This window comes from Proteiniphilum sp. LBM24028, assembly GCF_056629195.1.
This window is the reverse complement of the sequence record NZ_CM152817.1, coordinates 2,664,165-2,689,908: the sequence shown is the minus strand read 5'-3', so window position 1 is coordinate 2,689,908 and position 25,744 is coordinate 2,664,165. Positions and strand designations below refer to the sequence as shown.

Annotated in this window: 16 protein-coding genes and 1 pseudogene; 1 reads left to right on the top strand and 16 read right to left on the bottom strand. The window is 43.5% G+C overall.

Annotated elements, in window-relative coordinates; genetic code table 11:
* Nucleotides 1–33: 33 nt before the first annotated feature.
* On the top strand, nucleotides 34–2,127 hold the full coding sequence (gene recG, locus AC1HCU_RS10780; RefSeq protein ID WP_238867815.1) for an ATP-dependent DNA helicase RecG: 2,094 nt from the start codon (nucleotides 34–36) through the stop codon (nucleotides 2,125–2,127).
* A 7-nt stretch (nucleotides 2,128–2,134) separates the two neighbouring features.
* Here recG and AC1HCU_RS10775 read toward each other — a convergent pair.
* From AC1HCU_RS10775 to AC1HCU_RS10700, 16 genes and pseudogenes are all read right to left on the bottom strand, one after another.
* A pseudogene (locus tag AC1HCU_RS10775) lies at nucleotides 2,135–3,466 on the bottom strand (glycoside hydrolase family 92 protein); the annotation flags it as partial.
* Nucleotides 3,467–3,477: 11 nt separating this feature from the next.
* A complete protein-coding gene (locus tag AC1HCU_RS10770; RefSeq protein ID WP_480365868.1) occupies nucleotides 3,478–4,401 on the bottom strand; it encodes a hypothetical protein in 924 nt (307 codons plus the stop codon).
* 274 nt (nucleotides 4,402–4,675) lie between these two features.
* The gene (locus tag AC1HCU_RS10765) at nucleotides 4,676–5,944 is read right to left on the bottom strand and encodes an Nramp family divalent metal transporter (protein WP_480365865.1); all 1,269 of its coding nucleotides are present in this window, start codon (nucleotides 5,942–5,944) and stop codon (nucleotides 4,676–4,678) included.
* A gap of 60 nt (nucleotides 5,945–6,004) precedes the next feature.
* On the bottom strand, nucleotides 6,005–7,273 hold the full coding sequence (locus AC1HCU_RS10760; protein ID WP_480365862.1) for a lactate racemase domain-containing protein: 1,269 nt from the start codon (nucleotides 7,271–7,273) through the stop codon (nucleotides 6,005–6,007).
* An 8-nt stretch (nucleotides 7,274–7,281) separates the two neighbouring features.
* Nucleotides 7,282–8,832, bottom strand: coding sequence for a hypothetical protein (locus AC1HCU_RS10755; RefSeq protein ID WP_238867811.1), 1,551 nt, complete (start codon nucleotides 8,830–8,832; stop codon nucleotides 7,282–7,284).
* Nucleotides 8,833–8,850: 18 nt separating this feature from the next.
* The gene (locus tag AC1HCU_RS10750; RefSeq protein ID WP_238867810.1) at nucleotides 8,851–9,705 is read right to left on the bottom strand and encodes a sugar phosphate isomerase/epimerase family protein; all 855 of its coding nucleotides are present in this window, start codon (nucleotides 9,703–9,705) and stop codon (nucleotides 8,851–8,853) included.
* A gap of 32 nt (nucleotides 9,706–9,737) precedes the next feature.
* Entirely contained in the window at nucleotides 9,738–10,616 is an 879-nt protein-coding gene (locus AC1HCU_RS10745; protein ID WP_238867809.1) for a sugar phosphate isomerase/epimerase family protein, read from the bottom strand.
* Nucleotides 10,617–10,675: 59 nt separating this feature from the next.
* Nucleotides 10,676–12,919 (bottom strand): alpha-amylase family protein, encoded by a 2,244-nt coding sequence (locus AC1HCU_RS10740; RefSeq protein WP_238867808.1) that lies wholly within the window; start codon nucleotides 12,917–12,919, stop codon nucleotides 10,676–10,678.
* Nucleotides 12,920–12,956: 37 nt separating this feature from the next.
* Nucleotides 12,957–15,299 carry an alpha/beta hydrolase family protein gene (locus AC1HCU_RS10735; RefSeq protein WP_238867807.1) on the bottom strand — a complete coding sequence of 781 codons (2,343 nt, stop codon included), beginning with the start codon at nucleotides 15,297–15,299 and terminating at the stop codon, nucleotides 12,957–12,959.
* A 44-nt stretch (nucleotides 15,300–15,343) separates the two neighbouring features.
* Nucleotides 15,344–16,510 (bottom strand): glycoside hydrolase family 27 protein, encoded by a 1,167-nt coding sequence (locus AC1HCU_RS10730; protein ID WP_238867806.1) that lies wholly within the window; start codon nucleotides 16,508–16,510, stop codon nucleotides 15,344–15,346.
* Between the two features lie 38 nt (nucleotides 16,511–16,548).
* A complete protein-coding gene (locus tag AC1HCU_RS10725) occupies nucleotides 16,549–16,998 on the bottom strand; it encodes a hypothetical protein (protein WP_238867805.1) in 450 nt (149 codons plus the stop codon).
* Between the two features lie 207 nt (nucleotides 16,999–17,205).
* A complete protein-coding gene (locus AC1HCU_RS10720) occupies nucleotides 17,206–18,780 on the bottom strand; it encodes a right-handed parallel beta-helix repeat-containing protein (RefSeq protein ID WP_238867804.1) in 1,575 nt (524 codons plus the stop codon).
* Nucleotides 18,781–18,913: 133 nt separating this feature from the next.
* A complete protein-coding gene (locus tag AC1HCU_RS10715) occupies nucleotides 18,914–21,490 on the bottom strand; it encodes a CARDB domain-containing protein (protein ID WP_238867803.1) in 2,577 nt (858 codons plus the stop codon).
* A gap of 176 nt (nucleotides 21,491–21,666) precedes the next feature.
* A complete protein-coding gene (locus AC1HCU_RS10710; RefSeq protein WP_286880541.1) occupies nucleotides 21,667–23,124 on the bottom strand; it encodes an Ig-like domain-containing protein in 1,458 nt (485 codons plus the stop codon).
* A gap of 16 nt (nucleotides 23,125–23,140) precedes the next feature.
* On the bottom strand, nucleotides 23,141–23,947 hold the full coding sequence (locus AC1HCU_RS10705) for a PKD domain-containing protein (RefSeq protein WP_286880540.1): 807 nt from the start codon (nucleotides 23,945–23,947) through the stop codon (nucleotides 23,141–23,143).
* A gap of 55 nt (nucleotides 23,948–24,002) precedes the next feature.
* Nucleotides 24,003–25,724 carry a RagB/SusD family nutrient uptake outer membrane protein gene (locus tag AC1HCU_RS10700; protein WP_480365854.1) on the bottom strand — a complete coding sequence of 574 codons (1,722 nt, stop codon included), beginning with the start codon at nucleotides 25,722–25,724 and terminating at the stop codon, nucleotides 24,003–24,005.
* Nucleotides 25,725–25,744 lie beyond the last annotated feature (20 nt).

The following is a 25,744-nucleotide window of genomic DNA, read 5'->3' as shown; positions in this document are numbered from 1 at the left end:
TTATTTACATTTGCATGAAACTCGCGATAAGCAATGCATATTCTTCAGACCGAAATAAAATATGTTCCCGGCGTGGGACCCAAAAGAGCCGATATCCTGCAGAAGGAGCTCGATGTCTTTACGCTGGGAGACCTGCTTCGGTGGTACCCCTATCGATATATCGACCGGACGCGGATGTACTACGTGCACGAGATTGACCAGTCGCAGGCCTACATCCAGTTGAAGGGGAAGATCACCGCCTTTGAAGCCTTTGGAGAAGGAAGGAAAAGGAGGCTGGTGGCGCATTTTACCGACGGTACCGGCTTCGTCGACCTGGTCTGGTTTCAGGGTGTCCGTTTCATCGAAAGCAAGTACAAGCTCAACCAGGAGTACATCATCTTCGGAAAACCCAATCTCTTCAACGGCAAGTGGAATATTCCGCATCCCGAGATCGATCCTTTCATGGATGAATCGGACCGGCCGGAAGGGTTGATGGCGATGTACAATACCACGGAAAAGATGAAGAACCATTACCTCAACTCCAGGGCGATGCAGAAGATCATGGAAAATGCATTCGGGCTGATTAAGGAGCCGCTGCCGGAATCACTTTCACCCGATGTGGTAAAGGAGGCCCGGTTGATGTCTTTTCACGATGCGGTGGAAAATATTCACTTTCCCAAGTCGCCGGCGCAGCTGCGCGATGCCGAGTTCCGGCTGAAGTTTGAAGAGCTGTTCTATATCCAGCTAAGCATCGTGCGTTACTCATCCGACCGGAAAGCAAAGCTGAAAGGGATCCTTTTCCCCAAGGTTGGAGATTATCTCAATTCATTTTACAAAAAGAAACTACCCTTTCCGTTGACAAATGCCCAGAAGAGAGTAATCCGGGAGATCCGGAAGGATACCGCCTCCGGGAGGCAGATGAACCGCCTGTTGCAGGGTGACGTGGGAAGCGGCAAGACCATGGTGGCGATTATGTGCATGCTGATTGCCCTCGACAATGGATTTCAGTCCTGCCTGATGGCACCCACGGAGATCCTGGCGGCACAGCATTATGATACATTCACGCAGATGCTCTCCGGCATGAATGTGGGGGTAGCATTGCTGACTGGCTCCACGAGAAAGAAAGAGCGGGAGGAGATCCACGCAGGGCTGCTCTCCGGGAAAGTAAATATCCTGATTGGCACCCACGCTTTGATTGAGGATATAGTACAGTTTCGCAACCTGGGCTTCGTGGTGATCGATGAGCAGCACCGATTTGGCGTGGTGCAGCGCGCCAGGCTGTGGGAGAAAAGCAGCCATCCGCCCCACATGCTTGTGATGACCGCCACACCCATTCCCCGCACACTGGCCATGACGGTCTATGGCGACCTCGATGTCTCGGTGATCGACGAACTTCCTCCAGGCCGTAAGCCGGTGCAGACGCTGCACCGTTACGACAAGAAAAGGGGTGCCCTCTATCAGTTTATCCGCGATCAGATTGGTGCCGGGCGACAGGCCTACATGGTCTACCCGCTGATCGAGGAGAGCGAGACACTCGATCTGAAGAACCTGGAGGAGGGATACGAGCATGTCAAAGCGGCCTTTCCGGAATTCACCGTCTGCAAGATGCACGGGCGGATGAAACCTGCCGAAAAGGAGGAGGTGATGCGGCGGTTTGTCTCGGGTGAGGTGCAGATCATGGTATCCACTACCGTGATCGAAGTAGGAGTGAATGTGCCGAATGCCAGCGTGATGGTGATCGAAAGTGCCCAGCGGTTTGGCCTTTCGCAGCTACATCAGCTGAGAGGCAGGGTGGGAAGGGGCGCTGATCAGTCTTACTGCATACTGATTACGCCCTACGAACTCTCTGCTGATACTCGCCGTCGGATGGAGATCATGACCGAAAGTAACGACGGCTTCGTGATCGCCGAAGCCGACCTGAAGCTGCGCGGCCCGGGCGACCTGGAGGGAACGCAGCAGAGCGGCATCCCTTTTAACCTGCGCATTGCGGACCTGGTACGCGACAACGCCATCCTCTATAATGCCCGCGAGATTGCGGAGCGGGTGATTGAAAAAGATCCGGCGCTGGAGCAGCCGGAGCACCAGGTGCTGAAGCAGCAGCTCAGCCGCCTTGGCGGTAACCGGTACGACTGGAGCCGGATCAGCTGAGAAAATCCTATTCGGCGGTTGTGATCACCAATTCCCGGCCTTTTTTGAGTTGATCATGCGTGACAAACCACCCGTTTATTACATCACCATCATATCTGATTTGTCTGATCTTCTTTCCATTTCCTTCTTTCAGGATGGTGAAAGTGGTATTGTCACCCAGGGTGAATGTCACCTTGTCGAAAAGCGGCACCGACACGATGTATTCCGGATCGGCAGGTGAGTAGGTATATAATCCGATCGCATTGAGGACATACCAGGCTGACATCTCTCCCGCATCGTCCATGCCGGCGTAAGCCAGCTTCTCCTCTCCCATATCATAGAATCGGCCCATGATGCTGTCCAGTACGCATTGCGCCTTCTCCTGTTTCCCGATGAAGTAGTAGGTGTATGGAATCGAGTGGGAGGGCTGGTTGCCATGGCAGTAGTTACCGATAAAGCCGGTCATGTTGTGTGCCTCATAACCCCGCCATGGTTCGGTGAAGAGTGAGTCGAGCTTCTGCTCCACCGCCTTGTGATCAGGATAGAGAGCAATCATTCCTTCCGGATCGTGGGGAGCAAAGAAGAGTGAGTTCCAGGCGTTGGCTTCCCGGTACATATAGGCGAAATAGGGGTAGTAGGGATCGAAATCGGCTATCCAGCTTCCTGTTTCAATCTTTCCGCGAAAGAAGCCGGTAGAAGGGTCGAACAGGTTTTTGTAATTTCCGGAGTGACGCATCAGCAGGTCGTGATTCTCCTGATCCCCAAGCTCCTTGGCAATCAATGCTGTCGCATAGTCGTCGTAGGCATATTCCACTGTTTTGGTGACGGCCGCCTTGTACTCGTCCCAGGTGGGGACGTGGGTAGTATCTTTTTCTGCAATCCATCCCCGCTTCAGATATTCATCGAGATAGGGCCTTCCACCCTGACCGGGAACGGTTGCATTTTTGAGCAGCAATTTATAAGCACGCTCCAGATCAAACCCTGTAATACCGCGTAACCAGCTTCCGGCTACAAACACCGAAGCATGGTCGCCATGGAAGAAGGTGGGCATATAGCCTCCTCTTTTCTCACCCTTATCGGTGATTGATTTGATGATGTCCGTCGTGACATCCGGAGAGATCATTCCCAGCAGCACAAGCTTGTTCCGGTAGTCGTCCCAAAACGAGGGATTGGTATAATAGCGGAACCCTTCATTTACCACGTTTCCCCGTTCGTCGGTGAAGTCGCCGTTTACATCACTGCGTAGTGCAGGCCATAGGAATGAACGGTATAGGGTAGAATAAAAAATTCCTTTTTCACGTGTTGTTCCTCCTGTAACCTTGATATGCGATAATAATTCCTCCCATGTTTTATCAGCCTGTAGGTTGATTCTCAAAATTCAGCACCGGATGCTCTTGGGTTTAAACACCAGTAGATTGCTCCTTTACTCCCTGAACCTATAGTTATCCAAAACCACTGACTTATTTCCTCCTTTGTAGGACACATTGGGTTGGCACCGCTGTAAATATTATTTCCTCCCTGTAATTCAGTCATCAGCCAGGGAATGTTACCGGCGCCCGAACGAAGAATCTCGCTATTTGCAGACATGGCTATGGCATACCTGTTTCTGGGGAAAAAACCAAAATGCCAACTGGCATGGGCTGAACCTCCTAAGCTGGACAGAAAAGTTCTCCAACTTGGGAAATCATACTGTGCGGCCAGTGTAAAAATCTGATGGTTATTTACGTGGATGGGCTTTTCTTTGTCATATTTGCGTATTTCATCCGACAACCATTTTAAATACCATGTGTTATAATGCAACAAGAACTTCTCATTATCAAATGACAGCTGGTTGTAAGCAGTGAGTTTATAGATCTGCTGGGTGTCTTCATAGTTATCTCGCCATTTTTTGTAGATTGTCCTTGCCAAAGGGTCATTTATGTTCCCTCCCCCTAGTTCGTTAATGGGAATCCAACCATAGAGAGATGAGTGTTGTTTAAAATGAAGAACTACATTTTTTATATAATCGGCTATACGGTTAAGATGTTCTTCGTTATACGGAAATTTAAATCCTCCTACATCTGTAAAATCTGTAGCCGGGAAAAGATTGGCATAGACTTTAATATGATATTTTTCCGCATAAGAGAATGCCTTGTCAAATAAGCTGAAATCCCAGTCGCCATTTACATCCTTCATATAATTTTCGAACATGCGGATACGTGTAACCTTCATATTGTTTTTCCTGAGAATTTTAAACCAGTTCTCTACATTTTCATCCGACTGCCCGGGTTCTATGAATATTTCTGCACCAATCATTGGAATATCATTTAAATTTACTTGCGATCTCACGTTGGCGAATATAATAAATAAAGACACAGCCGTGTATATTATGCCATATTTTATAAAATTCATCTCCTTTGTTTCATTTTTTCGTTTCACATAAATATAAATCATTTAAATTTTCCACGATTTGTTTTAACTGCCATAAGAATAATCGTCATTTCATCGACAAGGATGATAAGTTGGTTCTGATTGTATAAATAGAGTTTTACCGGTTTTATTATTAGGAGTAAATAAAAAATTTGTCTCTTTAGAAAATTGTATGGGATGATTCTATAAAGCCTACAATGGATTGATAAGAAATATATAAGGAAAAAAGGAGTGTTAGCAAAAGTCCAAGATTAAACCAGAATCCCGCCTTATATTTTCCCATTATACTTTTTCTGTTTAACAGATATATAATGGCAATAACTACAATCGGCAATACAAATATTTGAAACAATTGGCTGATCAACATGGCATAGACCGACTTAAATCCAAATGCGGGAACAATTAACCCAAAAAGAAGCGCAATGCCGGTCATTAATCGAAAACGGAATCCTTTATATATAACAGGTCTGTTTTCGTAGTCACTGATCAATAAAGGTGCAAGCATCACGATTGGAAAAACAGAAGAGAGGGCTGCGCCAAATATTCCCATGATAAAAACAGATAAAGCCAGATGTCCCAGGAACGGCTCCAGCATACTTACCATCGTGAGTATATCTTCAACCGGTTTGTCGGCAATATATAAAGTACCTGCGGCACATGCCATAATAGAACCGCTTATGATAAACATCAACAACGCTGCCACAAAGGCATCTTTTGTTTGAAGTTTCGAGTGTTTCGTTGTCCATTTTTTCTCTTTCATCAACATGCTCCTTACTACAAAGGTCGGTGCCGTTAACGTAGTCCCTACTAACGCCGCAATGATCATCGGAGCATTTTTTTCGTCCGGTATGTTGGGGATAAGTCCTTCTATTACAGTATTAGGCTCAGGAAAAACAACAAACATGGAGATAATAAAACTGATACCCATGATGGAGACGAAAACTATCATTAATTTCTCAAAAGAGGAATATTTTCCTGTCAGCAGGAATAGATATAAAAAAATAATTACTCCAAATGCAATATAAACCGGATTCCATCCCGGCTCCCCAAACAGACGGATGGATATTTGTCTCATAAGGTCGGAAGCAATCCCCATTATACCAATAAGTGCCAGAATCTCGACAAAAACCAATCCAACCAAAGTTATCAAAGCTACCGGTTTACCCAGAGATTTGAAATGTTTCTTATAACCATAGAGTGCTCCTTCTCCCGTTACTATGGTATACCGTCCATAAGCTTCCAATAAGAAAAAACTGAATATGCAGGAAAGGGCTAAAGCCCAAAGCATAGACATACCATATCTGGATCCTGCTGAGGCCATTGCAACCACACTTCCTGTGCCGATGCTATAACCTACAAGGAATAGACCAGGTCCTACGGAGCTCAGAGAATTTCCAAATCGCTTCAACATTGTTTTTATTTCAGACATGATAATTTCTGTTTCATAATTTTTGATTTGCTTTTATATGTTAATGGTTTTATTTTCAGTTTATTTCTGCACCGGTAACACCTCGCTGCTATTGTGTACTATTCCAATTTGAATATCATTATCCAGATTGATACGTTTACCCAAATACTCTTGTAGATCATCTATGTTCAAATAATGAAATCCAAGCAGATTGGTCAGTATCGGGTCCATTGTTAAAGTGGCTTTAAAATTCCGCTTAATATGATTCAGGTACATACACTCCGAAGCTCCAAACCGGTCTTCAATAACATTATCCTCCAACATTTTGAAAAGCGTGGCATCATCATATTTGGCAAGGCGGGCAATCTCTTTTCCATGAGTAGGTGCAATTCCTTCATAACAAGGTGATAGAAGAATAATTTCACCCTTGGGTTTAGTAGCAATCTCTGCCGAGAACAACCCTTTATCGGCCTGGGTTAAGTCGTAATCAGATGGATAAGCGCTACTGATGGTGATGTCGGCTGCTTGAGCGAATTTTGCTCCGAAAATTTTCATTCCCCACCTTACAGCTTCACGATGTGCTTCAATAAAGTGACCTGCCACAGCTTTCAGCAGCTCTCCTTTATCAGTCTGTATAACATTCACAATAAAATGAAGTCCGATATCTCTTGCAAAGTCTTCCATTTCTTCTCGGCAGGGAGTTAGTACCTTGCCTAATTGCTGTTCAGTTGCTCCCAGCAGGTGCATGGCATGAACTGTTTCAGTTCCTGCCACTCCGGGAAGAAGTATTTTGGCACCACCGCTCCAACCGACTGGATGGTGAGGCAGTACCCCCCCTACTCCTATACGGATATCGGCATTGAGAACCTCTTTGTTGACTACTATGCGTGTTCCTCTCTTTGTGATTCCCCTGTTTGCCAGATTATCATGACAATCATGATGTTTTATCTCAATCTGATCAATAATATCCTGTCCGAACCGTTCCAGTATCTCTTTATCTGTCATAGGCCTGTGAGTGCCATAGGCTATAACCAGCTTGATCTGTTCGTTGTCAATTCCCGCTTCGTGCAATTCATCAAGAATCAACGGGAGAATTAATTTCTGGGGAGTGACTCTTGTTCTGTCATCTGCCAAGATTACAACGGCAGAGTCTTTTGAAACCATCTCTTTCAATCTTTCTGTTCCTTTTGGATTCTGCAAAGCCATTCTTATCTCAGCACGAGGGTCCTCCGGTGCATCGAAGTCATTTCTTTTTAGGTTGAAACAAAGATTTTTCTTTGGTACATGCAGTTCGATGACTTTTTCACCGAAATGAACGGGTATAACTTTTGTTGTAATTTCTTTTTTCATTGGCTAATTTATAATTGCTTTATCACTCTCAGTATCTCTTTTTCATAAGTCTCCTGCCATTCGGGTGCAAGAATGCAATTTGTCACTTCATATCCGCCTTTTTGAAAGGCCTCTTTGTCGGGAGCATAATGTATGTAACCGTTGGAATAAGCTGAAAGAAAAGTAAAAGGATATGGCGACATTTTCTTGATGCTAAGTCCTACAGCTGCAAATGCTTCTCCCGGAAAAGAAACAAGTATAAAGTCTCCGATGCGGATTCCCAAAATCTCTACAGGAATACTCGTTCCTCCAGTTTTGTTGGCCAACTCCTTTCTAAGTTTTAACCAATAGATATCTTCACGAATATGAGATAGCCTCTCCATTATATGGATATTGCGGATATATTTATCGATATCTCTCCTATTTGATTCATCCAGTTTCTTGAAATCTTCTGTTCCTTTTTTCTCTTCATCCAGATATAGATATTTATAATAGGAAGGATAGGATTCGGAAATTTTGTATTTCAAGTATAAAGGAAGAAATGTTTTTAAGTTCAAACTTGTTGATCTGAGAGAGTCCAAAAGTATCTGAGTTTCCATTTCCAAAGCATTCAGATTCGAAGCAAAATCCGAACGAAGTGGAAGATAGATGACCTTGTTAACCACAGATAACCGTTTAGTTTCGCAGGTGGCTATTTCTCTTGTCCTGTTTAGTACATTTAGTCCGAGCATTTGACCAAAAGGTTCACTATCTCTCGGATGGTTTACATCCTTATACATTATTTCTGTTATATCTCCTGCTGCACCCTGTAGAAAAAAAGCCAAAGCTCCCTGCCCGAGTTGTTCCTCAATTAAACGGGAGGCAAATCCGGGGTATTCGGCGGTTACTCCTTTATTCGGAACTCCCGTGTAAGGATGACAGCCATAATTATAAAGTACGGCTTTGGGAGTACCGTCTAACCGGTCTATTTTCAGAATTCCTATTTCGGGGTCAATCTCTCCCAAACCGGTAATTTCTTCATCCGGCATATTTGGATTCGCATGCCGAATCGTAAAAACCTTGCCGTTTTTGAGATTGATACGGCGATTCATCGCGAAACGATCTTCAAAGCTTGTTCCCACTCCAATTTTTACCGGTTCAAGGTTTAAAATTGCTCTCCCTAAAGCCGAGACAGTCCTCTCCCGGATATCGTCGCGCAAGCTGTTTTCACCGGTTAAAAATCCGTCATGATGATTATGTGAAGCACTTACCAAAACATGATCTCTATCAATACCGAACTTCTCTTCAATTTCATTTCTAACATCATGTAAAAAATCATCCGGAATATTCCCTATGGTTCCAATGGCAACTACATCCATGGTAATGATAGCTATCTTTAACTCTCCGTTCTCCAGAACCAGGGTTTTCACATACAGGGAGTCGTTGATATTTCCCGAATCTGTCGTTATATTGCTTTTTCCTGTTCCGGCTTTTATCTGTGCCATTACTTCATAATGGCTGAAAAAGAGAGAAATGAATAAAAGAAGGATGATTTTAGCATTTCTCCTTTTTCTGCCTGCAATCTTCTCCTTTAAAGTCATTGGATTATTTTTTCATTATTATTGCCCTTTTTTGATACGAATATGGGTATCTTTCAGAACTGACAGGACAAATTCTCTGCTTTGGTGGGCAGCTTCATCCGGACTGGAAGTATAATCGAAACCCAATTCCACGGTCAAAAATCCTTTATATCCGGTTTCAAGCAAGGTTTGAAAAAATGGTGCAAAACAGATTGTTCCCTCCCCCGGAATCTTATGCTGATCGGCCAGCCCGTTGTTATCATCCAAGTGAACATGCAGTGGAATGTTTTTTCTCTTCAAAAGTAACAGAGAGTCTACCAATGATTCCTTGTTCACGTGACAATGACCGGTGTCTAGAGCGATGCCCATATTTGGGTATTTTTGATCTTCGATGAGCCTTACCCCGTCTTCCACCGTGAGAACCAGATCACTTTCCATCATATGGGCCGGTTCCAATAACAGAAGCACCTCTTTCGCAACTGCATAGTCCACCAGCTCATCGAGACTACTTGTTAATTCGGCCATTCCACTGTTATAGCCCTGCCCGTACAGGGTGCGGCCAGGACAAAGACTTACTTTCCTGCATCCCAGTAAAAGGGATGTGTCGATACTATTTTTGATGTATTCCACGCTATCTTTCCGGATAGATGGGATTGGGCTGCATAAACTTGTCGGGTAACCAAACTGCGCTGGGATAAAGCCGGATATTTCAAGTCCGGCCTTTTCGATTATATCTCTCATAGATGAAACAGTCGTCTGGTTGATATCCCGGTAATATGCATGCGGACGTCCACCCCAAATCTCTATGCCGTCGTAGCCGAGTTTGGCAATCCGTTTAATAGTTTCCTCCAACCTGTAATTCTGATATAGTTTAGATGATACACTTAACTTCATACGATTGATTTTTCATTATTGAACATAAGATCTCACTCTGCTATCAGTTTTTCCAACATTTCTTTCATTTTTACAGCCTCCTGCATGATGTTATCAATTCCACTGATATCAACCACTACATACCCTTCATATTTAACCTTCTTTAAAGTGTGAATGATATTCCTGAAATTAATATTTCCCCTGCCAGGCTGGTAGTGGTACGGTCTAGTACCATCGTTATCGGAGAGATGAACCAGTTTGAGGTAATTGTTCAGTTTATATATGCCTAAATCCAGATATTCTCCTATAGCGTTTGCATGGGCAACATCGTATACCATGCCGATATTCTCCACGCCTACATCTTTAAATATAGAGATAACACCATCGACGGATGAAATAAAATCGCCCGCCCTCATCTCCATCGCAAACTGCAGCCCATTCTTTTCGGCAATACCTGATGCTTTTCTTAATTGGGCGATGACATTATTCCTGAGTTCTTCCCATACAAACCCTTCAGGTATAGCAACGGCATCGGCAGGCCCGCCGTGATAGAGGGATGTTCTTTCCTTGGGAACCATTTCCGGTGGGAGATAGAAGCAGTTGGTCACCATTTTTGCTCCTATGGCAGCCGTCATTTCACAAATTTGGGAAAATCGTTCCAACGAATTTCGCCGTTTTTCCTCATCAAAGGAAAAAAGTTCGTAGGTAACAGCCATGATACTTACAACATCCAGTTTCAGGCTCTTTGAACGATCTATTATCGTTTGCCATTTATCGGCATAAGTTTGGCACTCACCGGCATCTATTTCCATTTCGATGGTGTCAAACCCGGCTTCGCTTATCTCTCCCATCACTTTTAAAAGATTATTTACACTTGGAGGCAAACCATATAAGGTTATCGGAATCGTGAATCCACATGTTACCTTAATCATAATTTTTTGTTTTAATTAATTCAACTTCTTAATAGTGTTTGATAAATTCTCATTATTTTTTATTGTAAAACTGCTTGTGAGAATATCTCGATTACTTTTTCCCTTGGCAGATCAAATTGCGCGTATTTTCGGTTTCCAACGGGTAAATTAATTCCGTTGCCATTTTCTTCGACCGGGATCTCTTTTCCTAATTCTTCAAAAAGTTTTATGTTCTCATAATTTACCGGCAACAGGATGTTTGATTCTCCTGAGATATGCCAGTAAACGACCCATATTTTACTGTTCCGTTCAAATATAAATGCCCGAATTTCCTGACTTCCATCAGCAAGATCAGTTATTTGCTGGTATGGTACAAGTTCATAATCCCCATTTTCATTTACCAGCAGTATATGTTCTTGCCCAGACTCCCGGAGCTCTCTCTTTTGCTCGGCTGTCAGGATATCTTTTTCTCGTACTTCCTCCCACCTTCTGATCACTTCCAGATTATCTCCCGTTCTAGGGTGAGCTTTCAACTGATCAAGATTTCCAATAAGTGAAATAATCGAGTTCCACCCGGCTGCACGGCTGGTGATATACTCGAGCATGTCAGGTTGGATACCTATCGTACTTTTATCCGGGGCCACATAGCCGACCCAACCGAAATCAATACCGGTGAAATCATTTGAAACCAGTCTCGCTTCTGCTACAGGATGAATCCGTGTGGCTTCTTTGATTACTTCGGGACGAAATATGTCAAAAGCATTCCCACGGGTCAGAATATGCCAGCTGAAGTGCGATTTACATGCCCCTTCCGAAAAGAGGGGCTTATTTTTAAACGCTTTATATACGTCCAGTTGAGCTTTCGAGACATTATACCAATAGGGAGGTGGAACATCTTCTGCCCCATCGAAATATATGAACTTAAATCCTGCCTGATCATAGATATTCGCAAGCCTTTCCGCTACCTCTTCCTGAATGCCGGTTCTCTGATTAAACCGTACAAAAACCGGCCATGTGTCTACATCCAATATTCCAAGCATGTAACCGGCATCTAAATTGTTGGGAGATGTGTGCAATGCACCCCGTTGACATCCTGTAAATTGATAGGGTGGAGAAGTCGTGTAGCCTTTATAACTGACCAATTCATTTCCAATCTTCAGATAACGCCTTCCATCCTCCAAAGTAGTCCCGTCCGGGTTTTCTTCTACAGTGATAACAGTATCACTCCTATTAACATTTTTCGACAGTGTGAAAACGTTCCGTACGTTTAACCGGGAATCCGGGATAGGAGTAACATAGGAATCGTTTATCCCTGCTTTATTATAATGAAGATGGAGTCCGGCGATCATGCCGGCATCCTCAATCTTTTTCACAATTTCCTGTAAATCCTTCATCCCTCCCGGATATTGGAATTTCCACGGAAAATGCCCCATAGATGCAGCAAAATCAGTATAATAAATCACCATCTGCTTGAATCCTCCCTGCTTTGCAAAGGATATGTGCTCATCTATATTTTGCGTGGTGACATTTCTGAGTTCATAATATGAATTTTTATATTCTTTGCAGCGCCTGCTTTCAACCCCCAAAGGGAGGCCGTAGTCACGTTCGACCCTGTCGATACGGTCGAGAAGTGCAGCAGTTTCCGTGGCAATCAGTACAGCTTCTATCCCTTCAATCTGTACTTCTGCAACACCTCCTGCACGGACAACTTTACAACCGTCTCTTGTTTTTGATTCAATTTTAGTTGTGGGATTGGCAGCCAGTAAATTTACTGCCACATTTTCGTCCCACATCACGTTCAGCCACTCCCCAAAATTGCTTCTCTCTTTCAATGGAATTTGCAGGAGTGTGAATTCATCTATTTCAGTCTTTCGTTTTATGCCGATATCGTCCATGTGATATTCCAGCTTCTCAAGAGCAAAACCAATATAGTGATCCGTTATTTTCAGATCAATATATGCTTGATAATCTATCAACTCGAAACCGACGACAAGTTGATCATCCACCTGGTATATCGTATCTGAAGAGAACTCTTTGCTGATAGCCGGATAAGCCAGCTGATGCTCATTATCATAGGGCCTTTCCTGCCTGATTGAGAAGACCGGCAGATTAGCCCCTCTTAATAAGCATTCCTGTTGGGTTGGTTTATGAATAAGGCTTTTCGCGGTTCCGTTACTGCTTAAAATGAGTTTTAACTCACTATTTTCAATAACTATGTCGTTATCCTCTGCTCTACTGTTGTTAGTGCATCCTACTGCGCTCAAGATAAGCGCTATAAGTATAACCGGCACTGCCGTTTTTTTTAAAATTATTCTTTTCCTCATTTTTTCTATTTTTGTGTGCGGAAGTAATGATAATCATTTATTCTGCTATTTTCTTAAGGTGTTTTTCAAGGAACTCTAAGGTTTTCACTCCGTTAATCTTGTGTCCTCCGTCGAAGAATTCGATATCAGTACACTCCCCGATACCTAATTGTGTATACAGCCTTCTGACTTTGGCATATTCGTAAGCAACCCACTCATCGGGTGCAACCGGGTCCCAGTGCCCCCGTTCAACCATAAACGCTCTTGGGGCAATCAACCCTGCCATTTCCGCGTAATTTACCCTGTTCCCAAGGTTAAACTCAAACACCTCATATTCCCCCACGAACATATAGCTGGCAGGAAAGTCCAATGAGGTAGTCTTCCATACCCATTCATTAAAATCTCCTGAGCAAACTACTACTTTATAATCTTTTAGAACAGCCGGTATCCGGACGGCGCTTTTTCCTCCATAAGATAATCCATAAAACCCGATACGATCTTCGTCTACGAAAGGCAACGTTTTTAACCATTGTAACGTCTGGTCGTGTTGACCGATAGTGACTGAAAAGATCGATTGTTTCAAAGGATTGGCCATTCGCTGAAATATTCTGAAATTTTCCAAACCGTAAGGATTCTGTGGGGCATATACAATGTAGCCCATATCGATCAATTTAGATCCGAATGAGTCCCTTTCAGAATTTACATAAGATTCGGCACGTCCACCCAGACCATGCTGAAGTACCACGAGAGGATACTGTTCTCCCTGTTTCAGGTTATTCGGGATCAACATGATTCCACCCGCGGGTATCCCTTCCCAAACATCCAGCTTTATCAGGTAGCCTTTCCACTTGGAATTTTCGTATATCAGTTTAGATTGGGGGTTAAATGGCTGATCAGGTGAAGGCATTTTTCCGATAATTTCTTTCCAGAAATAATCTCTGTAAAACTCAGTTGATTCTTCCCATTTTTCCACTGACGAAGGGTCTGCCTTGCTCCAGAATTTTTCCCGCTGTTTTGGACTCTTCTTTACAAGCAATTCAATGTGATTCATCAACTCATAAAATTGTTGCTGCATTCGAGTATCGAAATTGAAACCTGTGGTTAAACGAATAGGGCGTTGATTCGGTCCGGTTGATATCTCTGCATTGACTCCGAGGCCGGTAAATAATTTTTCTGTAGCAGCCATTGAGCCAGGAATTCCCCTTCCTTTATCATTTACTATCAATTGAAATTTTGAAGGTATTCCCAATTTGCGAAATAGTTCTTCTGCCTGGTGAGCTTCATTAAGTACCGAGTTTAATGGAGGTGTGGTTAAACGACCCGGAGCTGCAACCTCTTTTCGACCGCCGACGGCGTTGGGAGGGCCTTTCACTTCAGGACCTTGACAGGCCTCTACCACCAATAACCTGGGAGCTATCAGGCCGGCAATTTCCGCATCTCCGAATTCTTCCAGTAAACCCCACACATTTCTGTATAAAGGTTCTTCCCATACTTTTTCTCGCTCTTGAAAATAACCGCTTACCAACACACCGTCAATACGGGTGTCTGCGGCGCCACTGTAAAATGCCAATAGCCCTCCTTCACCATATCCGGCTACGCCTACGGGTAGTTCGGGTGCCTGCTGTTTGAACCAATCAACAGCCGCCAGCACTTTCTGAACTTCATATCCGATGATATGCCTTCCTACCTGATAAGCACGCCGATAAATAAACTCCCTGTGAGGCTGGTTTGTCATGACTACCTCAGGGTTTCCCGACCAAGTATCGTCCCTGTCGATTATCAGCGGTATAATCAGTCTGCAACCGGCATTCGCCAGTCGCGGTGCAAGCAAGGATTCATCCGGGATTCCGGGATTTAACCCCATCAACATTTCGGGCGACTGATCTGCATCAGGTATAACCACTATCTGTGCCTGAACGTTTTTGTGAGGTTCAATCCACAAACCTGTACCTGTAACACCCTCCAAGACTGGCCATTTTACGCGATAAACCGAATAGTTGTCTGTTTGTGCTACCAGTGCTTTATGAGCTGTGCTTTCCAATAGAACTAACCCGTCAAATGGTAAACGCCCATCTACTATCCTGGTAATTTTTTTAAACCTTTCCCTGTTGGAGGCAATTGATGCTTCATACTCATGTGTAGAAGAATAATTTTGGTTCCAATATTGATTTTTATTCAGACTGCCCGATTCTAACACCTTGGAAAAATAGCTGAACATCCCTCCAATCATTTCGGAACGGAGCACTTCGATACTTTCCAGTTCCAGAGGCTTGGTATCTTTTAAATATTCTTCTCCCGTTAAGTTTTGTTCCTGAATTATTGTGTTTTGTCCCTGTAAAAAACCCAGGTCTGATAAACCAATAAGCATAATCAGGATGAGACATATGTATTGTATCTTCATAGAATCATATCTCTGTTATCGAGTTTATTATATTAAGAGATTCATCATTTTGCCGAACCGGATAACCGAAAGAATTTAACGGAGTGTCCCTCTATCTCAAGATTCTTTAACTGATTAACCTCACCGATATTCTCATGTTTCCAAATATCATATACGCTCATATCACCAGCAATGCCAATCTCTTCCCAGAGAGTGGGAAAGGTGAAGGAGCGTTGATTCCTGTTAAAATATATCACGGCAATATCATCGTTATCGAGTTCTTTTTGCCATATTTCAAAGTCTCCTTCATCATATACTTTTTTCCCCTGAATCCCTGCAGTATCCTGATTGATGGCAATGGCATCTTTATTCAGAAGAATCTCTTTTATATTAGCATCCATTTTGCGAAGATCATTTCCTGCCATTAAGGGTGCAGCAAGCAAACACCAAAAGCTGAAGTGTGCTACATATTCATTATAGCTCATTTTCCCGTTTCCCACTTCAAGCATATCAGGATCATTCCAATGTCCCGGGCCGGCATATTTTTCCAAACCTACCTGTGAGTCAAGGATGATTGTCCAGCCCATACCTCCCCATTCTCGCCTGCAATCCCAGCAATCCAAAATATCGTTTGTTGTACGCCATAAATGACCCACATTTTGCGCCCAACTCCAGGGACGGCTGTTGCCCCATTCACACATGCTGAAAACTATTGGCCTGCCTGTATCTGCAAGGGCTTTACTCATATCGATATATGCTTTATGTGGGTCGATACCTTCGGAATTGCACCAATCATACTTTAAATAATCAACGCCCCATTCAGCATAGGTATTGGCATCAATTATCTCATACCCATTGCTCCCGGGCCGATTTTGACACGTTTTTGTTCCGGCACACGAATAAATTCCAAATTTCAGTCCCTTTGAGTGGACATAATCTGCCAGAGCCTTTATACCCGAAGGAAATCGTTCCGGGTCGGGTACTATCTTTCCTTTTTCATCTCTGTTTATTTGCCAGCAGTCATCAATCACGATGTACTCGTAACCGGCATCTTTCATTCCCGATTCAACAAACTTATCGGCAATATCCTTAATTAAATCTTCACTAATATCACACCTGAATATGTTCCAGGAGTTCCACCCCATAGGAGGAGTTAACGCCAATCCTTCATACTTTTGCCCATAACAGTATATCCCTATGAATAATAACACAGCAATAATTATTTTTTTCATGTTTAACTTTTTTAAATTTATACATTAGATGATTTTTATCAATAATAGTAGCTCTTGTTTTTTTCCATCATCCTGAATTGCATTTTTTCCCGATCTTCAGTAAAGTGATTTTTCCATCTCTGGTTAAAGGTCCATTGGTTGGTCAATGATAGCATATGGTATATTCCCTGTCTTTCTCCTGCCTCCATTACCTGATCGAGGTGCCATGTACCCTCAAGGTTTATTTTCCCTATTCCACGGTCGGGCTGTGGATTGTTTGGGTTGATCTCTCCCAGGTTAAGCGTCCCGTTTGTCAGAAACAGGCGGTTAAAGTTTCCACCCGTGTTTGCAAAACAGCAATAAATCTGTTCATTGGGATAGGTGTTGCCTTGCTCCCGATCCATGCCTACTCCAAAGAAAGGGGTACCATCGTCAAAATCGAGCGTAATTTCAAACTTTTCATACAGGCCAATCCGGTTTGAATTCACATCAATATTCTTGATCTCCAATGTCCCGTTAGATGAAAGTTTAATAACCCGGTTACTATTTAAAGACTGGGATTTTAACGTTAAAGGTTGTAAAACAGGGAACAAACTCAAAAAGAGGAAATATATAATAGTCTCTGAATTATTTTTTGATAACTGCATAGCATTGCCACGTTTAATTTTATATAAATTCTCCTGGGGAAATGTCCATATCAGGAAGTCTAACATCTCTTAAGGAGCAGAAGGAGGTGTTACATACACATTTTGGAGATTCACCTGATCTGGCGGAACACTATTTTCAACAGTGATACCTCCCGGGCCGGGCGGGAGCACATCTGAAATAATTTCCATATCCTTAACAAGGACATTGGAAGTACGAGCACCTTCGATTAGAAAAGGCTTAGTGCTATTGGAGATGATCTTTCCGGAGAAAACGGTGTTTATATTATTTTTTGCCCATATCAATGTCTCCGCCCGATCACCCGATGCATAAATATTTACCTCTGAATTGTCAAACACATTATGCGTGCCGCCAAAGCTTGAACCTTTTCCATTATGCCCGGAAGGATTAGTCAGTTGAAAGTCTATAATTTTCACGTTATTCGCGAGATCTACCTGAATTCCGTAGCCATTCGAATTTATGCTCTTGCAGTGATCCATCACAAGAGAGGGATTTACCGAACGGGTAGGAAGACTATAGAAACCGGCAGGTACCCGATAAGAAAAATCAGTTCTCCCGACCCCGGTCTCTTTCTCCGCACAGTTGTATAGCTTACCGCCATTCGTCGTATAAAATCCGTTCATAGAGTTGGCTTCTGCCGTGCAATTAATGAATGTTACATCGGCATTTGGTGCATAGTAACCACATCCGAAGTAGTGGGTTGACATATCGCTATTGTCGTAAGGTTTAGACGGGTAAGGTTTATTGCCGTTATTACGACTCACACAATTTTCAAGAATGCAGTCTTTTTTTGCGGGATCAAACTCGAAATGAAATCCGGATTCAAGAGTACCTTCAGCAACGCAATTTTTTACACGGAGCCCCTCAATGCTGTTGAGCTCAGCAAAATTAAACCCGGTCACCCAGGGGTTGAATGCCCCAAATCTACCGCAGTTGACTGCTTGGCAGTCTTCGTAGCGGATGTTCTTCATCACCTTATTCTCCGTTCCCCAGGCATTATGAAGGAATCCATAAGTCCCTGTATCTGTTGCCTTACAATGAATGAACTCTACATCTTCGAGAGTAGGAGAGTAAATCGAAGGATCGTGAATCAGAAGAAATACTGCCTGAATGCTTGCGTCTGCCGTTCCTGTAATGTTGTGAATTTTCGCATGGCTCGCACGTATGGTTAATACGCCCAGCCATTTAACACCTACACTATAGTTACTCCCATGAAGATTGAGGCCATCCAGAGTAACATTCTCGTTATCCACGTTGATACGTCCATCATTGGTGAACTTCAGATAAGTTTCAGATTCACCCTTTCCTTTCAGAGTTGATCCTGTTTTAGGGGTGATGATCCCTGCACAGTGGTACGTACCACTGTGCAGGTTGATCACACCTCCTGATGGCGGTAACTTATTTAGCGCTGATTGTATCTCCTGTTGATCATTACTCCCGTCACATATGTAGTCAGCCTGTGCCTTATCTGCCGCGCTGCTGTTACTGGCCGCTACCCATAACACATTGGACACTGGCGGTTTTTTAGGTTCATCAGGCTCACTGTTTACAGGAGGTCTTTCCGTGATACCATTTTCTGAACATAATGTAAAAATGAAGAGAATAACAAAAAGGATTGATGACATATTTTTCATCTTTTTTTAGTAATTAAAAATAATTGATATGTTCACTGTTTATGTGTCAGTTCAACGGGATCATGATAATACAACGATAATTATTGTTGTTGTATTTTTGTCATTTCTCCTTAGGCGATAATTCCTAGTTTTCGACGACAATCTGTTTGCTCATAATATTGTTTGTCTCATTGCTTTCCGTTATCCGGTTAATATCATCTACGTTAGCCTTCACCGTGTGGGTGCCGGCTACTGCCGTCCATTTTGATCCGGCCGAACCGCCGTTGGCAGTCAGCGTAACCGATGCGCCGGGTGCGAGCGAACCGGTATGGGTGTCTGACCAGACTCCCGGCCCGGCTGCCCCGTCATCGAACGTAAAAAGCACGCCATGTATCACTCCCGCAGGTGTGGATACACTGCCCTGATTTTTGATTGTTGCCCTCATGGTTACTGCATTTCCGTTTGTCGGACTTGCCGGTTCCCAGGAAATATCGGTAACTACCAGATCAGGCTTTCCGGAGCCAACGACAATCTGTTTACTCACGATATTGTTTGTCTCATTGCTTTCCGTTATCCGGTTGGCATCGTCTATGTTAGCCTTCACCGTGTGGGTGCCGGCTACTGCCGTCCATGTTGCTCCGGCCGAACCGCCGTTGGCAGTCAGCGTAACCGATGCACCGGGTGCGAGTGGACCGGTATGGGTGTCTGACCAGACTCCCGGCCCGGCTGCTCCGTCATCGAACGTAAAAAGCACGCCATGTATCACTCCCGCAGGTGTGGATACACTGCCCTGATTTTTGATTGTTGCCCTCATGGTCACCGCATAACCACTTGCGGGGCTCGCAGGGTCCCATGAGATGTCGGTAACCACCAGATCAGGCTTTCCAGGACTGACAACAATTTGTTTGTTCATGATATTGTTTGTTTCATCACTCTCCGTTATCCGGTTAATATCATCTACGTTAGCTTTCACCGTGTGGGTGCCATCGACTGCCGTCCATGTTGCTCCGGCCGAACCGCCGTTGGCAGTCAGTGTAACTGATGCACCGGGTGCGAGTGGACCGGTATGGGTGTCTGACCAGACTCCCGGCCCGGCTGCTCCGTCATCGAACGTAAAAAGCACGCCATGTATCACCCCCGCAGGTGTGGATACACTACCTTGATTTTTGATTGTTGCCCTCAGGATTACTGCATTTCCGTTTTCCGGACTTGCCGGTTCCCAGGAGATATCGGTAATCACCAGATCAGGCTTGTCTGTAGGTACCGATGGGGGAGTTACATAAACGTTCTGGAGTGTTACTTGACCGGCTGTAACATCGCTTGCAACAGTAACGCCACCCGGACCGGGAGGCAGGGTATTTGAAACAATTTCCATGTTTTTAACGAGCATGTTGGAAGTACGTGTGCCCTCGATCAGGAAGGGTTTTGCACAATCTGAGACTATCTGGCCTGAAAAGACAGTGTTTTTTTGGTTTTTAGCCCAGATCAGTGTTTCCGCACGTTCTCCTGAGGCGTAGATGCTTATCGTGGCATTGTCGAACTGTTCGCCGCCCAGACAAGTTCCTTTCCCGTTGACCCCTGCCGGGTTTACCAGATGAAAATTAAGGATCTGCATATTTGATGCATTGTTGATCCATATTCCGTAAGCATAGGAATCAATACTTGTGCAATTTTCCATCACCAAGGATGGATTGGTTGTCCGACATGGGAGGGCATAGTATCCTGCCGGCTTTCTGTAGTCATAATTTGTCTTTCCGGCACCGGTCGTTTTCTCAATACAGTTGTAGAGCTTACCCCCGTTGGTTGATAGAAACCCATTCATGGAGTTGCCTTCAGCAGTGCAGCGGATAAACTTCACGTCGGCGTTTGGTGCGTAGTAACCACATCCGAAGTAGTGGGTTGACATATCACTTGGGTTGTAAGGTTTCGTCGGATAAGGTTTCTTTCCGTTGTTACGACTAATGCAGTCTTCAAGTATACAATCCACTTTCTTTGGATCAAACTCGAAATGAAATCCGGATTCAAGTGTGCCTTCGGCAAGACAATTTTTTACCCGGAGCCCTTTGATGTCATTGAGTTCTGCGAAGTCAAATCCGGTTACCCAAGGGTTAAATGCTCCAAACCTGCCGCAATTGATAGCCTGGCAGTTTTCGTACCGGATATTATTAATCTCTTTATTTGTTGTACCCCACGCATTATGTATAAATCCATAGGTTCCGGTATCAATGGCTTTACAATTTATGAACTCTACGTCTTCGAGGACAGGGTTATACACCGCAGGATCATGGAGAAGGAGGAATACAGCTTGGATGCTAGCATCCGCCGTACCCTTAATGTTGTGGATCTTTGCATGACTTGCACGGATGGTTATCACTCCCAACCATTTGACTCCAATACTGTACCCACTCCCCTGTATGTTAAAGCCATCCAGAGTCACGTACTCATGGTCAACGTTGATACGTCCATCATTTGTGAATTTTAGAGAGGTTCCCGATTCACCTCCTCCTTCAAGAGTTGTACTTGCCTTGGGTTTGATGATCCCAGTACAATTATATGTACCATTGAACAGGTGGACAATTCCACCTGATGACAGGGCGTCAAGTGCAGTTTGAATTTCCTGATTGTCATTGACTCCGTCGCATACATAGTTGGCTGATACCTTGTCGGCTGTACTGCTATTATTTGCCGCAATCCATAATATTTGTGTAGCGCGGGTTTTCACTGCCGTTATAGTATCTTGGTTTTCGGGAATTTGCTCTGTATAGTTTGTGCATGAAGATACAAAGCAATAACAAGTACAAATAAGGCATCCAATTAGAATCTTTATAATGGCTCTCATCTTTTGTAATTTTTTAAATTTCACATAATCATAAAAACTAAATGAAACAAATATGTTAATTAGTCTCTCACGCAACGGATTGAAAGGCCTATCTCTTTGGCGATACCATTCCTGTTCACATGCCATTGATCACGATAGACGGCCCGGCGCCAGGCGTTAGTGGAACTGCTCTCGGTAGCAGTCCACCAGTATGCGGCATTTCCGAGATCGAAAAATGTATCTCCCGCGTTACGGTTACCACCCGGGAGGGCTGTAAAACCGACCTGGTTGCTTGCGCCGGTGTTGGGGCTGTTCCATAATCCTGTACCTTCCTGTACAGTTCCGGTTGCTTTCAACCTGGCTCCGGCTCCACCTTCGCCACCCAAATAAGTGGTTAGCTGTGTCCACTCCGCATCACTGGGCAGGTGCCAACCCGAAGGACAGGCATTCGTTGCAGCAGGCCAGTTGTATAACACACCGTAAGTTTCGTAGTTACTTGTAGCCTTTGCTTCCGAAGCATCGGTACCATTGTAACCGGAAACGTAGTGGTAAGGGTCATTGTTTGAGTCTGTTGTACGCCCTACTACACTGGGCAGATATTTGAGGTTTTCTGACATCCACACCTGCTCGCCAATCGTAACAAAGCTATAGACATTGTCATCACGACTGTCTGTAAAGGCACTCGTAGCATCAAATACCTTAACTGAACAGGTTGCTGTCATATTGCCATCTTCGGTAGTTACGGTGATTGTCGCGGTGCCGGCGTTAACAGCGGTAACCTTGCCATTAGAATCAACCGTGGCGATGGCATTGTTACTCGACTGCCATTCAACTTTTTTGTTTGTTGCATTTACGGGGGTAATCGTGGCAGTAAGGGTTCTACTGTTGCCCTGAACTAACGATATGGATGTTTTATCCAATGAAACATCGGTTGCGACAACGATTACGGCATTCACGGTTACGTTACAGGTTGCTGTTTTATTGCCATCTTCGGTGGTTACGGTGATTGTAACATTTCCTGCTTTATGGGCTGTAACATTACCGTTGCCTTCAACAGTGGCAACTGCGTTGTTACTTGATGTCCACGTGATTTTTTTGTTGGTTGCATTTACAGGGGCAATTGTCACAGTTAGGTATTCACTGAGTCCCTCATCCAATGTCAAAGCAGATTTATTCAATGAGACTCCGCTTACGGCCACGGATCCCGCTAAAACAGTTACGTTACAGGTCGCGGTTTTATTGCCATCCTCGGTAGTTACAGTGATCGTCGCGTTGCCGGCTTTCAGGGCTTGTGCTTTGCCGTAAGGATCGATGATGACAATGGCATTGTCACTTGACTTCCATGTGACTTTTTTATTTGAGGCATTGGTAGGAGCTATTACGGCAGTTAGTGTTTCGCTGTCGCCTTCGATTATCGAAACAGTAGTTTTACTTAGTGTAACGTTTGTAACGTTGAATACAATCTCTTCCTCTTTGCAAGAAAAAATGAGAAGAATAGAAAAAATGAATAAAAGTGGAATGAAATATTTAGTCTTCATACAATTGTTTTTTTAGTTATGGTATAACAATAACCTTTTCTGCAATCGCTTGATTCCTTGGCCCCATTACACCTTCGGTTGTAAGGGTTACAATATAATTCCCGGATGATGAATATGTGTGAGATGGGTTTTTAGAGTTACTTCTGCCATCTCCAAAATTCCATGAATATTTCATGCCAAAGCTCGATTCATTGATAAAAGTTACTGTTTTCCCATTGATTGAATAGGTAAAATCAGCAGTAGGAACAAGCATTTTAGTGTGAATGACAATGATGGTTGTTGAAATATCCTGGTTTACTTCCAACTCATCGGATGAGATGCCTACACCGATAGCAAATATTTCATCAGGGTGTGAGAGCAAATAGGCAAGATTGATTTCGAGGTCAAATCCCGCGATTTCGCTACCGTTTTTAACTGTTAGTGCTGTGGGGATGCTATATTGATTCGAAGGAAGTATTACGGTAGATTCCGGAATTTTTCCACTTGACTTGAGCATATTAACGGTATCGTTTTTTACTTCAATATTCACATTGATATCTCCTTTACGCTCAATGCCAGAACGATATACTCCCAAAGGGATAATAAATATATTATTCTCATGATCAATTTTAAAATCGTAGGCATATCCCGGTGTAGGTAGCCATTCTACCCTTTGTGGAACATTATCGATTGTAAAAACACCTCTCACTGCTGCCGGCATATAGAGCTTCGAAGCGGTATACTCTGCAGACTTAAATTCATCGTAATCACATGAAATAAAATTATGTGTAATTACAACCAATAAGGTCAAAATCTTTATGTTAATGGTAAATATCCTTATCATGTCTTTGTTGAATTAATTTAAATCAAATTATTTGTTTGTTTGAGATCTACGTATTTCACCAAAGTGGATTTTGTTTCCATTCAGGCATTTTGAGCAATTCTTGTTGCGGTATAGGATAAAAATACATTTTTGGTTGAAAACTCCTTTCTTCTACTTTAATTTTACTATAATTAAAAGAACCGGATTGTGTTCTTGCAATTTCTACTCCATTCAATGGAGAATTAAAGACTGTGGGTGCAATCATCCATCTTCGGGCGTCCCAAAACCGATGGCCTTCAAATGCAAGTTCAACAAAACGTTCATGTCGTATTGTACTGCGCATTTGTTCTTGAGTTAACCCGGAGGGAAGAGCTGGCATATTAACGCCCTGTCTTTGTCTTATCCGGTTAACGTAAGTTTTTATATCCGGATGTGTCGGGTTGTATTCGTTCAATGCTTCGGCATACCATAAGTATACATCAGCTAAACGGATAAGGCTCCAGCTGTGAACACTCACCGTGTTTGTCAGAAGATTGATGTTTTCATCAAGGTACTTTTTCAAATAGTAGCCCGTTCTTGTTGCAAGAGGAATTGGTTTCCCATCGCGTCCGTCTCTCCAAATCTCAACATTACGTCCTTTATAAACACTGTTATTGGTTATAATATTCATATTTAAGCGGGGATCACGATTAGAATAAGGAGACGCTGTATGTGCAGGATTGTTCCAGTTGAACGGTACGGCAGTATTGCCCTCTATTACTTCATATGCATCCACAAGGTTTTGAGAAGGTGTTGTTCCGCTCTGCCCTTTATCGAATCCGATTGGGTAGTTGGCTACCTCGAAAGAATTGCTTGTTCCTCCCCTTCGTACAAAAATATGCTCCGGATTTTGGTAAGAATCTCCCCGGACAAACATATTCCTGTAGTCATTCGAGAGTGCATAACCTGTTCCTGGGAGATCAATAACCGTTTTTGCCGCATCGGCTGCTGCCTTCCAGCGTTCCGACCGGTCGCCCGCCGGTAAGGATATTAATTCTGTATCCGGATAGCTTCCAGTCCAGCCAGGCATGTTCCACAGATCGGAAGCTGCATACAAAAGCACTTTTGCTTTCAGCGCCAACGCTGCACCCTTGGTTGCTCTACCGAGTTCGGCAGAAGGTTGTATCACATACAACTTCGATGCAGCGGCGTCGCATTCGTCAATAATATATTTTACACATTCCGACAATGAATTTCTTTTTACATTCGTGATGTCATCACCCCATTCCAGCGCATCTTCAATGAGTGGAACACCACCATATCGTTTTATCAGTTCAAAGTAATAAAAAGCTCTCAAGAAACGCGCCTGATATTTCCACTGCTCAATCTCTTCCAGTCTTTGTTGATAGATGAGTTGTTGTGATTCCCTTGGATCAAGCCTGTACATATCAAGATTGATATCATCTACATTTGCTAAAAACAGATTTACGTTTCTTATAGCGGTAAAGAATATAGTCCATGTATCACCGGGATTAACAAAAGGATTCCAACTTCCTATATTATAAAAATGAACGGTTGAGTTTTGATATGTGTGTTCAGCTTCATCCGATGCTGATGCTATCATTGCACCGTCTATTTCAAAAAAGCCGCTTGGAAGTAATGTATATAGCGCGTTTAACCGACTTCGGGAATAGGAATAGACACTGTTTACCAATTCTTCATCAATAGCTGTACTGATATCCCGTTCCAGGTAATCACTGCATGAAGGGGTAACAATGATAAAAAATATCAGGCTTATTAAATGTATATATTTTTTCATACCATTACTAATGTTAAATG

Coding starts and splice junctions, on each gene's coding strand:
- AC1HCU_RS10730 (WP_238867806.1), bottom strand. CDS start 16,510: ATGAAAAAAATAATTATTGCTGTGTTATTATTCATAGGGATATACTGT.
- AC1HCU_RS10710 (WP_286880541.1), bottom strand. CDS start 23,124: ATGAAGACTAAATATTTCATTCCACTTTTATTCATTTTTTCTATTCTT.
- AC1HCU_RS10745 (WP_238867809.1), bottom strand. CDS start 10,616: ATGATTAAGGTAACATGTGGATTCACGATTCCGATAACCTTATATGGT.
- AC1HCU_RS10770 (WP_480365868.1), bottom strand. CDS start 4,401: ATGATTGGTGCAGAAATATTCATAGAACCCGGGCAGTCGGATGAAAAT.
- AC1HCU_RS10700 (WP_480365854.1), bottom strand. CDS start 25,724: ATGAAAAAATATATACATTTAATAAGCCTGATATTTTTTATCATTGTT.
- AC1HCU_RS10705 (WP_286880540.1), bottom strand. CDS start 23,947: ATGATAAGGATATTTACCATTAACATAAAGATTTTGACCTTATTGGTT.
- AC1HCU_RS10720 (WP_238867804.1), bottom strand. CDS start 18,780: ATGTCATCAATCCTTTTTGTTATTCTCTTCATTTTTACATTATGTTCA.
- recG (WP_238867815.1), top strand. CDS start 34: ATGCATATTCTTCAGACCGAAATAAAATATGTTCCCGGCGTGGGACCC.
- AC1HCU_RS10735 (WP_238867807.1), bottom strand. CDS start 15,299: ATGAAGATACAATACATATGTCTCATCCTGATTATGCTTATTGGTTTA.
- AC1HCU_RS10740 (WP_238867808.1), bottom strand. CDS start 12,919: ATGAGGAAAAGAATAATTTTAAAAAAAACGGCAGTGCCGGTTATACTT.
- AC1HCU_RS10755 (WP_238867811.1), bottom strand. CDS start 8,832: ATGACTTTAAAGGAGAAGATTGCAGGCAGAAAAAGGAGAAATGCTAAA.
- AC1HCU_RS10765 (WP_480365865.1), bottom strand. CDS start 5,944: ATGTCTGAAATAAAAACAATGTTGAAGCGATTTGGAAATTCTCTGAGC.
- AC1HCU_RS10750 (WP_238867810.1), bottom strand. CDS start 9,705: ATGAAGTTAAGTGTATCATCTAAACTATATCAGAATTACAGGTTGGAG.
- AC1HCU_RS10760 (WP_480365862.1), bottom strand. CDS start 7,273: ATGAAAAAAGAAATTACAACAAAAGTTATACCCGTTCATTTCGGTGAA.